The 13,769-nt window shown below is 71.2% G+C and carries 15 protein-coding genes; 10 read left to right on the forward strand and 5 right to left on the reverse strand.

The window, feature by feature from the left end:
• Positions 1–49: 49 nt before the first annotated feature.
• Entirely contained in the window at positions 50–430 is a 381-nt protein-coding gene (locus OG878_RS15975; protein ID WP_328887432.1) for a hypothetical protein, read from the reverse strand.
• 63 nt (positions 431–493) lie between these two features.
• On the opposite strand from OG878_RS15975, the gene OG878_RS15980 reads away from it, so the two are divergent.
• Both OG878_RS15980 and OG878_RS15985 read left to right on the forward strand, forming a co-directional pair.
• Positions 494–1,201 (forward strand): uridine kinase family protein, encoded by a 708-nt coding sequence (locus OG878_RS15980; RefSeq protein ID WP_328887433.1) that lies wholly within the window; start codon positions 494–496, stop codon positions 1,199–1,201.
• Positions 1,104–1,637: a response regulator transcription factor gene (locus tag OG878_RS15985; protein ID WP_328887434.1), complete on the forward strand. Its 534-nt coding sequence runs from the start codon at positions 1,104–1,106 to the stop codon at positions 1,635–1,637. Before OG878_RS15980 ends, OG878_RS15985 begins: the two co-directional genes overlap by 98 nt.
• Before the next feature lie 224 nt (positions 1,638–1,861).
• On the opposite strand, the gene OG878_RS15990 is transcribed toward OG878_RS15985, so the two are convergent.
• A complete protein-coding gene (locus OG878_RS15990) occupies positions 1,862–2,674 on the reverse strand; it encodes a SigE family RNA polymerase sigma factor (protein ID WP_328887435.1) in 813 nt (270 codons plus the stop codon).
• A gap of 181 nt (positions 2,675–2,855) precedes the next feature.
• Here OG878_RS15990 and afsQ1 point away from each other — a divergent pair, with 181 nt between their 5' ends.
• The 5 genes from afsQ1 (at position 2,856) to OG878_RS16015 (ending at position 6,631) form a co-directional block, all read left to right on the forward strand.
• Positions 2,856–3,533 carry a two-component system response regulator AfsQ1 gene (afsQ1, locus tag OG878_RS15995; RefSeq protein ID WP_176902165.1) on the forward strand — a complete coding sequence of 226 codons (678 nt, stop codon included), beginning with the start codon at positions 2,856–2,858 and terminating at the stop codon, positions 3,531–3,533.
• Positions 3,530–5,074, forward strand: a complete 1,545-nt coding sequence (locus tag OG878_RS16000) for a HAMP domain-containing sensor histidine kinase (RefSeq protein WP_328887436.1) — start codon at positions 3,530–3,532, stop codon at positions 5,072–5,074. Before afsQ1 ends, OG878_RS16000 begins: the two co-directional genes overlap by 4 nt.
• Entirely contained in the window at positions 5,071–5,697 is a 627-nt protein-coding gene (locus tag OG878_RS16005; RefSeq protein WP_328887437.1) for a hypothetical protein, read from the forward strand. Before OG878_RS16000 ends, OG878_RS16005 begins: the two co-directional genes overlap by 4 nt.
• Positions 5,698–5,785: 88 nt before the next feature.
• Positions 5,786–6,334 (forward strand): VanZ family protein, encoded by a 549-nt coding sequence (locus tag OG878_RS16010; RefSeq protein WP_328887438.1) that lies wholly within the window; start codon positions 5,786–5,788, stop codon positions 6,332–6,334.
• Between the two features lie 93 nt (positions 6,335–6,427).
• On the forward strand, positions 6,428–6,631 hold the full coding sequence (locus tag OG878_RS16015) for a PspC domain-containing protein (RefSeq protein WP_328887439.1): 204 nt from the start codon (positions 6,428–6,430) through the stop codon (positions 6,629–6,631).
• A gap of 73 nt (positions 6,632–6,704) precedes the next feature.
• Here the strand turns inward: OG878_RS16015 and OG878_RS16020 are convergent, their stop codons facing one another.
• On the reverse strand, positions 6,705–7,019 hold the full coding sequence (locus OG878_RS16020; protein WP_328887440.1) for a hypothetical protein: 315 nt from the start codon (positions 7,017–7,019) through the stop codon (positions 6,705–6,707).
• Between the two features lie 135 nt (positions 7,020–7,154).
• Positions 7,155–8,309, reverse strand: coding sequence for an adenosine deaminase (locus tag OG878_RS16025; protein WP_328887441.1), 1,155 nt, complete (start codon positions 8,307–8,309; stop codon positions 7,155–7,157).
• 103 nt (positions 8,310–8,412) lie between these two features.
• Here OG878_RS16025 and OG878_RS16030 point away from each other — a divergent pair, with 103 nt between their 5' ends.
• Both OG878_RS16030 and OG878_RS16035 read left to right on the forward strand, forming a co-directional pair.
• Complete coding sequence (locus OG878_RS16030; RefSeq protein ID WP_328887442.1) at positions 8,413–9,174, forward strand: alpha/beta hydrolase; 762 nt, start codon at positions 8,413–8,415, stop codon at positions 9,172–9,174.
• Between the two features lie 427 nt (positions 9,175–9,601).
• On the forward strand, positions 9,602–11,128 hold the full coding sequence (locus OG878_RS16035; RefSeq protein WP_328887443.1) for an FAD-dependent oxidoreductase: 1,527 nt from the start codon (positions 9,602–9,604) through the stop codon (positions 11,126–11,128).
• 263 nt (positions 11,129–11,391) lie between these two features.
• Here OG878_RS16035 and OG878_RS16040 read toward each other — a convergent pair whose 3' ends face one another.
• The gene (locus OG878_RS16040; RefSeq protein WP_328887444.1) at positions 11,392–12,345 is read right to left on the reverse strand and encodes a LysR family transcriptional regulator; all 954 of its coding nucleotides are present in this window, start codon (positions 12,343–12,345) and stop codon (positions 11,392–11,394) included.
• Between the two features lie 63 nt (positions 12,346–12,408).
• Between OG878_RS16040 and OG878_RS16045 the strand changes: the two genes are divergently transcribed.
• Complete coding sequence (locus OG878_RS16045) at positions 12,409–13,719, forward strand: MFS transporter (RefSeq protein ID WP_328887445.1); 1,311 nt, start codon at positions 12,409–12,411, stop codon at positions 13,717–13,719.
• The last annotated feature ends 50 nt before the right edge of the window (positions 13,720–13,769 follow it).

Here is a 13,769-nt window from a genome sequence, read left to right on the forward strand (position 1 = left end):
CCCCTCCGCATCACCGCGGAGGGGCGGGCCGCAGCTCCGCGCGCCGGAATCAGCCGTGCAGCAGCCCGGTCGCCCGACCCACCAGCGGCAGGTCCTGCAGAGCATCACCGCTGGTCAGCGGATCGGTGACGATGCTTGTGGAGAGCGGCTCGAAGTCGGCCACCTGCGTGCCCACCCCGTTGGCCGGCGGGTCGAGCTGCAGCTTCGTGACCGGCGAGACCGCGCTCCCGAGCGCCCCGGTGACCGCGCCGCCGACCGCCTCACTCACCGTGCCGAGGCTGCCGGTGGCGCCCGAGGGCGGCGCGATGGGCAGCGGCGCCACCTGGGCGGCCGCACCCCCCGCGCCGAACGCGGCGCCCACCGCGGTGACGGTCAGACCTGCGCGCAGCAGCACGCGGTGCCGGGACCTGGAAAGTGCATGACGTGCCATGGAGTTCCACCCGATCGAGACCGATCGAGTAATCATCCGGGTGCGTGGCGTAGTTGAGGTGTGATGCTGGATACCAACACAGGCACCGGGGGATCCCCTGCGCGGCTCAATGCCCCACACTGGTGTCCCGTGAGTTCCCAACCGATTCCGACCCGCGTCGTGCTGCTCGCGGGCCCCTCCGGCTCCGGCAAGTCGTCCCTCGCCGCCCGCACCGACCTTCCGGTGCTGCGCCTGGACGACTTCTACAAGGAGGGCGACGACCCCACGCTGCCGCTCGTCCCGGGCAGTTCGGACATCGACTGGGACTCCGCACAGTCCTGGGACGCGGATGCGGCGGTCGCCGCAATCACTGAGCTGTGCCGCACGGGGCGTACGCACGTCCCGGTGTACGACATCGCCACCAGTTCCCGTGTCGACCGCGAGGCATTCCACATCGAGCGCACTCCGCTGTTCGTGGCCGAGGGCATCTTCGCGGCGGACATAGTGGAGCGCTGCCAGGAGCTGGGTGTCCTGGCGGACGCGCTGTGCCTGCGCGGCCGCCCCTCGACGACGTTCCGCCGCAGGCTGCTGCGGGATCTGCGCGAAGGCCGGAAGTCCGTGCCGTTCCTGCTGCGACGGGGCTGGCGGCTGATGCGGGCGGAACGCCGGATAGTGGCGCGGCAGACAGCGCTCGGTGCGTATCCCTGCGGGAAGCAGGAGGCACTGGGCCGCCTGGCGGCAGCCGCAGCCGGCCGCTGCCGCCGGGCGCCGGTGGCGCGCGAGGTGGCGTAGCCGGGAGGACGCCGCGGGTTCACGCGTCCCGCAGCCTGAGGGCCAGCACGCCTCCGAGCAGCGCAGCGGCTTCCTGCTCAAGGACGTCACCGCCCAGCGGCTCTTCGACGCGGTACGCGTCATCGCGGCCGGCCAGGCCCTGCTGGCACCGACGGTCACCCGCCGTCTGATCCGCGAATTCGCCGGCCGGCACCGCAGGCCGGACCCCGCGCCCCCGGCCGCCCTCGCCGCACTCACCCCCCGGGAGACGGAGGTCCTGCGCCTGGTGGCGGAGGGCCTGTCCAATCCGGAGGTCGCGACGCGCCTGCTGATCACCGAGGAGACGGTGGAAACGCACGTCAGCCGCATCCTGGCCAAATTGGCCCTGCGCGACCGGACCCAGGCGGTGGTGACGGCCTACGAATCAGGCCTGGTGATCCCGGGCTCCCGCGACTGACCGCAGCACCTCGAGCCCGTGCCGTGCAAAGCCCTCGCGCCCGCCGGCAGGTGACAACCGGGGGCCGGAGCTGCCCCGCAAGAACGGCATCCTCGCACCCGCCGCCCACACGCACTGCGGGGCCGGACGGGACCCCCCGGCCCATCCGACCCCACTGCGCCCCCGTACCCCCGTGGACCCACCGCCTCCCCCGAAGCAGTGGCCCCCGTCCTCCCCCTGTCGCCTCAGGCCACCAGCTCGCCGAAGGACTCCTCCTCGTCACGGCCGAAGCTGAGCACTTCGTCCTCGCGCAGCCGCCGCAGCGACCGCCAGATGCTCGACTTCACCGTGCCGACACTGATGTCGAGGATCGACGCGATCTCCGGGTCCGTGCGGCCCTCGTAGTACCGAAGGACCAGCATCGTGCGCTGGAGTTCCGGCAGCCGCGCCAGCGCCTGCCAGAGCACGGCGCGCAGCTCCGTGCCGCGCATCGCGTCCGTGTCGCCCGCCGTCTCCGGCAGCTCCTCGGTCGGGTATTCGTTCAGCTTGCGCCGGCGCCACGCGCTGATGTGCAGATTGGTCATGGTGCGGCGCAGATACCCGCCGACCGCCGCCTTGTCGCTGATCCGGTCCCATGCCCGGTACGTCGAGAAGAGGGCGCTCTGCAGCAGATCCTCGGCCTCGAACCGGTCACCGGTCAGGTGGTAGGCGGTCGCGTACAGGGAGGCGCGGCGCTCCTCGACATAGGCGGTGAACGCCGCTTCGGCGTCCGAGACCTCCGTCCGGGGCTTCCGCTCTCCCGAGCCCTCCCCGTACCCGGCTCCCCCGCCGGCCCCCACGGGTGCGTCGACCACCGTCATGCAGGGATTGCGCCCTTGCTCCGCAGCCGACGGGTACGGACGCCCGGTGGCACGAACGCATCCCCGCCCTGCCCCGAACTCCCGGTTCCGCTCGAGCAGGGTGGCACCCCCTCCGGAGCCGGACTTCTCGGTGCCCCTGCCGACGTCGTGGAGACGCGTGACAACTGCGCTTGAGGTGGTGCTGTGCAGTGCGTTCATCTCGCGCCCCCCGTCGGTGAAATCCGTCCGTTCCTTGTGTCACTGAGCTTGCCCGGGCAGTTTCATGGCGCTGTCCGCCGACTGTCACAGACCTGTCACAGGCCATTTCCTCGGCGTGCCGAATGCATGAGAGCGCTTCAAGTGTCGAACTGAGGCTCCACCATGGGCCAGAATGACCCCCGTGCCTTTCCTGTTGCTGATCGAGGACGACGACGCCATCCGCACGGCCCTCGAACTCTCGCTGTCACGCCAGGGCCACCGTGTGGCCACCGCGGCGACGGGAGAGGACGGCCTGAAGCTGCTGCGCGAGCAGCGGCCGGACCTGGTCGTGCTGGATGTGATGCTGCCCGGCATCGACGGCTTCGAGGTGTGTCGGCGCATCCGGCGCACCGACCAGTTGCCGATCATTCTGCTGACCGCGCGCAGCGACGACATCGACGTCGTGGTCGGACTGGAGTCCGGCGCCGACGACTACGTGGTCAAACCCGTGCAGGGCAGGGTGCTCGACGCCCGGATCCGCGCGGTGCTGCGCCGCGGTGAGCGCGAGTCCACCGACTCGGCGACGTTCGGCAACGTGGTCATCGACCGTTCCGCGATGACGGTGACCAAGAACGGCGAGGATCTCCAGCTCACGCCGACCGAGCTGCGGCTCCTGCTGGAGCTGAGCCGCCGACCGGGACAGGCCCTGTCCCGGCAGCAGTTGCTTCGGCTGGTCTGGGAGCACGACTACCTCGGTGACTCCCGGCTCGTCGACGCGTGCGTGCAGCGGCTGCGCGCCAAGGTGGAGGACGTACCGTCCTCGCCGACCCTGATCCGTACGGTGCGGGGCGTGGGCTACCGGCTGGACTCGCCTCAGTGAGCGATGCTGCCAGGCGCGGACTGCTCACCGGTCTTCGCTGGACCAGTCTGCGGCTGCGGCTCGTCGTGGTGTTCGCGCTGGTGGCGCTGACCGCCGCGGTGTCCGCCTCGGGGATCGCGTACTGGCTCAATCGCGAGGCCGTGCTGACACGTACACAGGACGCGGCGCTCGGGGACTTCCGGCAGGAGATGCAGAACCGGGCGGCGTCGCTGCCGTTGCGCCCCACCAAGGACGATCTGCAGAACACCGCCGTGCAGATGGCGAGCAGCAGTCCCGGTTACAGCGTGCTGCTCGTCGACAAGCGCGACGGCGGCAAGCCGATCGTCGGCAACTCCAACCTGGACACGTTCACGCTCGACAACGTTCCGCTCTCACTGCAGCAGCAGGTCAACAAGCGGCAGCCGGAGGAGTCGGGCAGCACCTACCCGTACCACCTGTTCTGGCAGCGCACCTCGATCCGCGGTACGCCGTACCTGGTGGCCGGAACGAAGATCATCGGTGGTGGTCCGACCGGCTACATGCTGAAGTCGCTCGACCAGGAGCGGCAGGACCTCAACTCCCTTGCCTGGTCGCTGGGCATCGCCACCGGACTCGCCCTCGTCGGCTCCGCGCTGCTGGCGCAGGCCGCCGCGACGACGGTGCTGCGGCCGGTGCAGCGGCTCGGTGACGCGGCGCGCAAGCTCGGCGAGGGCAAGCTCGACACCCGGCTCGTGGTGTCCGGCACCGATGAACTGGCCGATCTTTCCCGTACGTTCAACAGAGCCGCGAGTTCGCTGGAGAAGAAGGTCGCGGACATGAGCGCGCGGGAGGAGTCCAGCCGCCGGTTCGTCGCCGACATGTCGCACGAACTGCGCACCCCGCTCACCGCGATCACCGCGGTCGCCGAGGTGCTGGAGGACGAGGCCGACAGCCTCGACCCGATGATCGCGCCGGCCGTGCATCTGGTGGTCAGCGAGACCCGGCGGCTGAACGACCTGGTGGAGAACCTGATGGAGGTCACCCGCTTCGACGCGGGTACGGCCCGGCTCGTCCTCGACACGGTCGACGTCGCCGACCAGGTCACCGCCTGCATCGATGCCCGCGCCTGGCTGGACGCGGTGGATCTGGACGCCGAGCGCGGCATGATGGTCCGCCTCGATCCACGCCGGCTCGATGTCATCCTGGCGAACCTGATCGGCAACGCGCTGAAGCACGGCGGTTCGCCGGTACGGGTCGCGGTACGGACCGACGGCGACGAACTCGTCATCGAGGTGCGCGACCACGGCCCCGGTATCCCGGAGGACGTCCTGCCGCACGTCTTCGACCGCTTCTACAAGGCCAGCGCCTCCCGGCCCCGTTCCGAGGGCAGCGGGCTCGGTCTGTCGATCGCCATGGAGAACGCGCACATCCACGGCGGTGACATCACGGCCTCGAACTCACCGGACGGTGACGGCGCGGTGTTCGTACTGCGTCTGCCGCGCGACGCGGAACAGCTCGCCCGCACCCGCACCGAACGGGATCACCGTGCGCAGGCCCGGGACGAGAAGGGGGACGCGACGTGAGGCGCGGCAACCGCCGTACGCACGGGGCGCGCCGCACCACCGCGACGCTGGCCGGCGCCGTCGTCTGCGCGGTGCTGGCCGCCGGGTGCGGGATCAGGACCACGTCGGTGCCGGTCGACGCCGGCCCCGCACCGTCCCGGGTGCCGTGCGCGATGTCCGCGGAGGACGTCGGCACGGAGGCGATTCGGGGCATCCCCGTGCAGATCTACCTGGTCTGCGCCTCGCAGCTGGTCACGGTGGACCGCACGGTGCAGGTCGAGGGCGTGAAGTCGAACCGGATCCGGATCGCGCAGGCGCTCCTCGACGAGCTGCAGCAGGAACCGGCCGCCGACGAGCGGCAGGCCGGCTTCTCCACCGACGTACCGGCGACCCTGCAGATCAACGGGGCTCGCGGCAGTGACCCGGCGGGCGCGCTGCGGCTCAGCGAGCAGCCCGAGGACCTGCCGTCACAGGCTCTGGCGCAGATCGTCTGCACGTTCGCGGAGAGCGAGTCGCTCACCTCGGACGGCACGGTGGTGCTGGGCGGGCCCGGGAACTATCCGCCGCGTGGCTATCTGTGCACCTCGGAGACGAAGGACCGGCCGGAGTCCGTGCCGACGCTCGGCGCGGACCAGGTGTCCTGAGGGCCGGGGCCCCGCACCGCCGGGTGGGCTTCGGACCGTCCGGGGGCAGGGCGGAACCGATCCCGCCGGTACCGGCGTCTTGGAAGGCGTGCGTCAAGGTTCGGACGGCCAAGCCGTCATCCGCTTCCGCGCGGTCGGGGTGTTCCTCCTCCTCGCGCATCTGCTGCTTGTCGGGTGGCTGACTCTGCGTCCGCTGGATGTGCCGTGGATGACGGCCGCGAATCTCCGGCCGTTTGCCGGCATAAGGGCGGACCTGGCCCTCGGCCCGGCCGAGGCGGCGCACCGGATCGGATCGGGACTGCTGCTGCTGGCGCCGCTGGGGGTGCTGCTGCCGATCGCCGGGGGACGGCTCCTGGTGTCCCCGTGGGCCTCGCTGGCCCGTACCGTCGCCGCCGGGGCGCTGATATCCCTGGCGATCGAGCTGGCGCAGACCGGCGTGCCGGGGCAGGTCGTCGACGTCGACTCGATGCTGCTGAACACCGTCGGTGTGGGGCTCGCCCATCTGCTGGTGGTGCCGATGGGCCGCAGACGGCTGCGCCGCCGTGGGCAGGAGAGGGTGGGGCGCGTTCCCCGCCCCAGGGACGAGACGCCTCAGGGGTCGACCCCGACGATTTCCAGGGTCGGTATCGCACCGTAGAGCGACGCTTTGCCCCTGTTCGCGGAGCCACCATGGATGCACGGGGAGCACGACGGAGCTGCTCTCCGGCAACGGTTCGCGAAGGAGCATCCCATGGCCGCACTTGCCCGCCCCCGTGACGGACGCATGATCGGCGGAGTGTGCGCAGCGCTGGCACGGCGCTTCGGCACGTCCGCGGGAACCATGCGCGTGATCTTCCTGGTCTCGTGCCTGCTGCCGGGCCCGCAGTTTCTGCTCTATCTGGCGCTGTGGCTGCTGCTGCCGGCCGAGAAGTCGTCGGCGACCACAGCCTGGTGAGGCGGTGACCTACGTACGCCGGTGGGGCGGGCACCCGATCCGGGCGCCCGCCCCACCGGCGTACGTACGGGGGTCAGCCGCCGAGCGGCAGACCGTTGGTCGACATGCCGCTGGTGGTCACACCACCGGCGGGCAGTCCGCCGAGCAGGCCCGTGACCGGGGCGATGGCGTCGTTGACGACCTCCGTCTGACCGCTGCCGAGGAGCTTTGCGGCCATGTCCTGGACCGGGACGGTCTGGGTGGCGGTACCCAGCGCGGAACCGACGATCGGCAGGGCGGGCGCGGCGCCGACGGGCAGCGCGGTGGCGGAGGCGGTACCCGCGGCAGCAGCGGCGAAAGCGGCACCGAGAGCGGCGACGCCGAGAGTCCTGGCAGCAGACTGCTTCATGTGAAATTCATCCTTGGGGAAGGGGACGTGAGCGGCTCTGCAAACTAGTCAGCGCACGGCCCGTCCCGCAAACATGCCGGACGCGGCAAACGGCCGGGATCTGATCGTCCCGGCCGTTTGTCGTAGAAGCGGAATTCAGCCCGCGGAAGCGGAAGAGATGCTGGTCACGGGCGTCTGCTCGAAGAGCCACTCGGACTTCAGCTCGGCATAGCCGGGCTTGATCACGTCATTGATCATCGCCAGACGTTCATCGAAAGGAATGAACGCCGATTTCATCGCATTGACTGTGAACCACTGAATGTCGTCGAGCGTGTATCCGAAAGCCTCGGTCAGGTGCTCGAATTCCTGGCTCATGCTCGTACCGCTCATCAGCCGGTTGTCCGTATTCACGGTGAGGCGGAAATGGAGCCTGCGCAGCAGCCCGATGGGGTGCTCGGCGTACGAGTCGGCGGCACCGGTCTGGAGGTTGGAGGTCGGGCACATCTCCAGCGGGATGCGCTTGTCCCGTACGTACGAGGCGAGGCGGCCGAGCTTCACCCCGCCGTCCTCGGCGACCTCGATGTCGTCGATGATGCGCACACCGTGGCCGAGCCGGTCGGCACCGCACCACTGGAGCGCCTGCCAGATCGACGGCAGCCCGAAGGCCTCGCCCGCATGGATGGTGAAGTGGTTGTTCTCGCGCTTGAGGTACTCGAAGGCGTCGAGGTGACGGGTGGGCGGGAAACCTGCTTCAGCGCCCGCGATGTCGAAGCCGACGACGCCCAGGTCCCGGTACCGGTTGGCGAGTTCGGCGATCTCCAGGGCGCGGGCGGCGTGCCGCATCGCGGTCAGGAGGGCGCCAACCCGGATCCGGTTGCCGTCCAGGCGGGCCCGGCGCTCGCCCTCGCGGAAGCCTTCGTTGACCGCCTCGACGACCTCTTCGAGGGTCAGTCCGGCCTCCAGGTGCTGCTCGGGGGCGTACCGCACCTCGGCATACACGACACCGTCCGCGGCCAGGTCCTCGGCGCACTCCGCGGCCACCCGGACCAGGGCCTCACGGGTCTGCATGACGGCGCAGGTGTGGGCGAACGTCTCCAGGTAGCGCTCCAGCGATCCGGAATCGGCCGCCTCCCGGAACCAGATGCCGAGCTTGTCCGCTTCAGTCTCGGGCAGGGCTTCATAGCCCGCGTCACGGGCCAGGTCGATGATCGTGCCGGGACGCAGACCACCGTCGAGGTGATCGTGGAGAAGCACCTTGGGGGCGCGTCGGATCTGGTCGGGGCCGGGCACATACGGGGTCGGGCTCATCATCTGGGCACTCTAACGCCTACGCGCGTAGAACATGGCCGGCCGATGCGTAACAGTGACCGCGAATACGGGTGGAGTACACCTGTCCTTCTGACACTGTTCTGTCATGGCACAGCGCGCACTCCCCCTGCCTGCTGCGAGGCTGGGACGGGCCGTGAAGACGGCCGGAGCACAACCTGCGGTCAGCGGCGTGGTCCTGCTGCTCCCGGACGGCGAGGCCGACTCGCACCGCCGCCCTTCCCCTCTGTCGTACGCGCTCCAGCTGCCGCTCGCCCGGACCCTGGCCCGCGCCGGCCAGGACGACGGGCTGGCCGCGCATGTCGTGCACTACCGCTGCCGGGGCTGGAACGCCACGGACGCGCAGCACGCGGCGGACGCCCGGTGGGCGGTGGACGAGGTCGTGCGCCGCTACGGCGACATACCCGTCTGCCTGGCCGGCCACGGCACGGGCGGCCGCGCGGCGCTGCGGGCGGGCGGCCATCCGGCGGTCAACTCGGTACTGGCGATGGCCCCCTGGCTGCCGGAGGATCCGTCGCTGGAACCGGAACCGGTGAAACACCTCCTGGGCCGACGGGTGTTGCTGGTCCACGGCACGAACGACGCACGCTCCGACCCGGAATTGTCGTTCCGGCTGGCCCAGCGTGCCAAGAAGGCCAACCGCGACACCTGCCGCTTCGAGGTCCACTCGGACGGACATGCCCTGCGCCAGCACCGCGCCGAAGTGACGGCGCTGGCCGTGGACTTCGTACGGGGGTCGCTGTTCGGGCGGACGTACGCACGCCCGGTCGCCGACGCACTGGCGGCTCCCCCGCCGCTGGGACTGCGGATGCCGCTGGCGGCGGGGTTCGGACGGTCGCTGGGGTCCTGACGGGTGATTCGCGGGTCCTCGGCGCTGAGCGCGGGTACGCTCCGGCTGCCGGTGCCCGTGTCCGCCGCGACAGGCTCGAGGCGGTGTGGCCCACGGCGCCCCGCCACCTGCCCGCACTCGGTCGCGGATGTCCTGCAGCAGCCACTCACGCGGGATGACATGGCCGAGCCCGCGCTCGCGGGCCCGCTCGTAGACGATCGCCGCGACGGCGTGGAACTGGGGGGCGCCCCGGACGACGGAGCGCAGCCCTGGCCTCGTTGAGGCACACCTCTGGGCACCGAAGGCGCGCAGCCCCGGCCGCCCGCTCGACCGCCCACCGCGACAGACAGCACAACCAAATCTCATTCGTTACCGAGTTGCCTTTTTGGCCTGGTTGCCTTTCCATGGAGGCCGAACGTGTGGAGCCAGGCGTGGACGAGGAGTACATATGACCAGCGTGCTGATCGTGGGAGCCGGACCGACCGGACTGACCCTGGCCTGCGACCTCGCCCGGCGCGGAGTCGCGGTACGGATCATCGAGAAGACCCCGGAGTTCCCTCGCAGCTCACGGGCCAAGGGGCCCAACCCGCGCAGCCTCGAGGTCCTGGAGGACCTGGGCGTCGTCGACGAGGTCATGGCCTCCGGCTCGGGTCCCCTGGTCATGCGCAAGTACCGGGGCGGGCAGCCGATCGCCGACACGCATCCGCACCAGGGCTCCGGTCCGACCCCTGACGCCCCCTATGACCAGGGGCGGCTCATCCCCCAGTGGCGGCTGGAGGAAATCCTGAGGGACCGCCTCACCGGGTACGGCGTGAGCGTCGAACTGGGCACCGAGCTGACACGGCTCACACAGGAGGACACCGGGGTCGTCGCCACGATCGCCGACGGCCGTCGCATCGAGGCGCGCTACCTGGTCGGCTGCGACGGGGGCCACAGCGCGGTCCGCAAACTGCTGGGCGTCCCCTTCGCCGGCCGGACGGCAGAGGAACAGGTGATGGTCTGCGGGGATGTCGAGCTGGACGGGCTGGACCGCGGCATCTGGCACCAATGGTTCGACGAGGACGGCGCGGTGATGCTCTGTCCGATTCCCGGCACCCGGTCGGGGTGGTGGTTCCAGGCCGGGCCCGAACGGGACGACGAGGGCCGCGTCGTCGAACCGTCGCGGGAGAGCTTCCAGCGGCTCCTCGACCGGCACGCCAGAATTCCCGGCCTCCGGCTGACCGATGCGACCCTGATGTCGACCTACCGGGTCAACGAGCGCATGGCCGACCGCTACCGGGTGGGCCGGGTCTTCCTCGCCGGAGACGCCGCGCATGTCCACTCCGTCGCCGGCGGGCTGGGCATGAACACCGGCATCCAGGACGCCTTCAACCTGGGTTGGAAGCTCGCACTGGTCGTCACCGGCCGGGCGGGGCCCGGCCTGCTCGACAGCTACGAGGAGGAGCGGCTGCCCGTGGCCGCCTGGACGCTGGACATCACGTCCGACCGCCAGCGTGCCGTCCTGGAGGCGATCAAGGAGCCGGGCGGCGGCCTGGATGTCGTGGCCACGCCGGAGACGACCACGCTGGGCCTCGGATACCGGTGGAGCTCGCTCTCCCGCGAGCGGGACGCGCGCGACGGCCGGCTGCGGGCGGGCGACCGCGCCCCGGACGCCCCCTGCCGTGACGCCGCGACCGGCGCCCCGACCCGCCTGTTCGAGGTGTTCGCCGGACCGCACTTCACGCTCCTCGGCTTCGGCCCGGGCACAGCCGCGGCCCTGCGGGAAACAGTCGAGAAGCACGGCGATGTCGTACGGGCGTATTCCGTGGACGCCGGTCCCGAGGGGCTGCTCGACGACCGGGGACACGCCCGGTCGGCCTACGGGACGACCGAGGACTCACTGGTGCTGATCCGCCCCGACGACTACGTGGGGCTGACCGCGCCGGCAGACGGCGCCCGTGCGGTTCTGGACTACCTGGACGGCCTCGGCCGCTGACGCACACGCCCCGACCGGCGCGATCCCGCCGGTCGGGGTGTCGCGCTCCGCCGTCCCCCATGTGGTCGTGCCCCACGGTGCTGCGCGTGTGCCCTGCGACGGGGTCCGATCTCGTCGATGAGTTCTGCCAGGGGGCCCGCGAGCACGGGGGGTGCAGCCGTTCGTCGGGCGGGAGTTGGCGACGGGGTTGCGCGTCCGTGGCCGCGTGGTCCCGTGCGTGCGTCACCGCATCGCTCTCGCCTTCCCCGCCACCCTCCGCGCCGTCAGTCCGGCAGCAGATGCCCCCGACGCGACAGCAGGAACTGCTTGAACGCCGCCACCGGCGGGGTGTCCGGGTGGCCGTCCAGCCAGGCCACACCGATCTCGCGGGCCGCGCGCGGGGCCGTGACCGTCAGTTCCACGACGCCCGGGCGGGCCACCGCGGGCGGCGGCAGCAGGGCCACGCCGAGGCCTGCGGCCACCAGACCGCGCAGCGTCTCGGCCTCCTCGCCCTCGAACGCGATGCGGGGAGTGAACCCCGCCTGGGCGCACAGGTCGTCGGTGATGCGCCGCAGGCCGTACCCGGGCTCCAGGGTCACGAATGCCTCGTCGGCCGCCTCCGCCAGGCGGATCCGCTTGCGGGAAGCGAGGCGGTGGTCCTCGGGGACGACCAGGCGCAGCCGCTGCTCGTGGAGGCGGCGGGCGACCAGGTCGGGGGCGTCCGGGACGGGTGAGGTGAGACAGAGGTCGAGGTCGCCGGCCCTGAGCCGTTCGATCATCGCCTCGCCGTAGTTCTGCACCAGCTGGAAGCGGACGCGGGGATGGTCGGCGCGGAAGGCCCGGATCAGCGCGGGAACGGTCTCGGAGCCCATCGTGTGCAGAAAGCCGAAGGCCACCTTGCCCGCCGTCGGGTCGGCGTCGGCCCGTACCGAGTCCGCGGCCCGCTCCACCTCGGCGAGGGCTCGCTCGGCCGAACCCAGGAAGGTGCGGCCCGCGGTGGTGAGCGAGACGGTACGGCCCTTGCGGGCGAACAGGGCGACGCCCAGGTCCTGTTCCAGCCGGACCATCGCCCGCGACAACGTGGACTGCGGGACGCCGAGCTCGTGCGCGGCACGGGTCACGTGTTCGTGGCGGGCAACCGCCTCGAAGTACGCCAGCCGCGGCGCGAGGACCGCGCGAATGTCTTCTTCGTAACTACTCGGTGACAGTCGGATCCGTGAGCTGCGTTCATGCACCATGGGATTGATTATCGCAAGTTCGTGCATTGGACGCATGAATGCCGGGCGATCTACTTTCGAGGTATGTCTCCCGCCAGTACCAAGGCGTCCACCCTCACGCTGGACGCCTCAGCACCGTCATCGCCCGTCGCCCCCGCTGCCGCCGCCGATCCGGACCGGCTCGAGCCCGGCGGCCCCGGCTATCGCCGGATGAGCTTCGCGCTCTTCGCCGCCGGCGTCGCGACGTTCGCGCTCCTCTACTCCACGCAGGCGCTGCTGCCCGCCGTCTCCGCCGGATTCGGCGCCACGGCCGGGCAGGCCAGCTGGACGGTCTCCGCGGCCACGGGTGCGCTGGCGCTGTGTGTACTGCCGATGAGTGCACTCTCCGAGCGGTTCGGTCGGCGGCAGCTGATGACCGCGTCGCTGACGGTCGCCGTACTGGTCGGACTGCTCGTACCGTTCGCCCCGTCGCTCGGGTGGCTGATCGCCCTGCGCGCCGTCCAGGGCGCGGCCCTGGCCGGGCTGCCCGCCTCCGCGATGGCGTACCTGGCCGAGGAAGTCCGGCCGAAGGCACTGGTCGCCGCGATCGGACTGTTCGTCGCGGGCAACAGCATCGGCGGCATGAGCGGCCGCATCCTCACCGGCTGGGTCTCCCAGCTGTGGGGGTGGCGGGCGGCGCTCGGCACGGTGGGACTGCTGGCCGTCGTCTGTGCGGTCGTCTTCCACTTCATGATCCCGAGGGCGCGTCACTTCACGCCCGGCACGCTGAACCCGAAGGCTCTGGCGAAGACGGTCGGCGGGCACCTGGCCGATCCGCTGCTGCGCAGGCTGTACGCGATCGGCGCCCTGTTCATGACGGTGTTCGGCGCGGTCTACACGGTGATCGGCTACCGGCTGGTGGAGGCCCCGTTCCACCTTCCGCAGGGCGTCGTCGGCTCGATCTTCCTGGTCTACCTCGTCGGTACGGTCTCGTCGGCCGCGGCCGGCAGGCTCGTCGCCCGGCTCGGCCGCCGGGGCGCGCTCTACCTGGCCGTCTCGACGACGGCCGCCGGTCTGCTGCTCTCCCTCTCCGACCAGCTGGCGGCCGTGCTGCTCGGCCTGGTCCTGATCACCGCGGGCTTCTTCGCCGGACACGCGGTCGCCTCGTCGTCCGTGAGCCGGACCGCGACCCAGGGCCGGGCGCAGGCCTCGGCGCTCTACCAGTCCGCGTACTACCTGGGCTCCAGCGCGGGCGGCACGCTCGGCGCGATCGCCTTCCACGCCGGCGGCTGGGCGGGCACGGTGTCGCTGGGTCTGTTCGCGGTCCTCGGCGTCGTCTCGATCACGCTGTGGGGGTCGCGGGCCGCCCGGGCCGAGCGGCGCCGGCTCGTACCGGTGGCGTCCGTACAGAACTGAGACATAGGGCGCACAACCATCCACTCCCCGACGCGCGTCTAGCAGGCGGA

The sequence above is a fragment of the Streptomyces sp. NBC_00316 genome, assembly GCF_036158715.1.
In the GTDB taxonomy this organism is placed as follows: Bacteria; Actinomycetota; Actinomycetes; order Streptomycetales; family Streptomycetaceae; genus Streptomyces.

What these genes read in the sequence shown, in the direction of transcription:
- OG878_RS15975 (WP_328887432.1), bottom strand. Translation starts at nt 430, where the DNA reads ATGGCACGTCATGCACTTTCCAGGTCCCGGCACCGCGTGCTGCTGCGC.
- OG878_RS15980 (WP_328887433.1), top strand. Translation starts at nt 494, where the DNA reads ATGCTGGATACCAACACAGGCACCGGGGGATCCCCTGCGCGGCTCAAT.
- OG878_RS15990 (WP_328887435.1), bottom strand. Translation starts at nt 2,674, where the DNA reads ATGAACGCACTGCACAGCACCACCTCAAGCGCAGTTGTCACGCGTCTC.
- OG878_RS16015 (WP_328887439.1), top strand. Translation starts at nt 6,428, where the DNA reads ATGGCCGCACTTGCCCGCCCCCGTGACGGACGCATGATCGGCGGAGTG.
- OG878_RS16020 (WP_328887440.1), bottom strand. Translation starts at nt 7,019, where the DNA reads ATGAAGCAGTCTGCTGCCAGGACTCTCGGCGTCGCCGCTCTCGGTGCC.
- OG878_RS16025 (WP_328887441.1), bottom strand. Translation starts at nt 8,309, where the DNA reads ATGATGAGCCCGACCCCGTATGTGCCCGGCCCCGACCAGATCCGACGC.
- OG878_RS16030 (WP_328887442.1), top strand. Translation starts at nt 8,413, where the DNA reads ATGGCACAGCGCGCACTCCCCCTGCCTGCTGCGAGGCTGGGACGGGCC.
- OG878_RS16035 (WP_328887443.1), top strand. Translation starts at nt 9,602, where the DNA reads ATGACCAGCGTGCTGATCGTGGGAGCCGGACCGACCGGACTGACCCTG.
- OG878_RS16040 (WP_328887444.1), bottom strand. Translation starts at nt 12,345, where the DNA reads ATGGTGCATGAACGCAGCTCACGGATCCGACTGTCACCGAGTAGTTAC.
- OG878_RS16045 (WP_328887445.1), top strand. Translation starts at nt 12,409, where the DNA reads ATGTCTCCCGCCAGTACCAAGGCGTCCACCCTCACGCTGGACGCCTCA.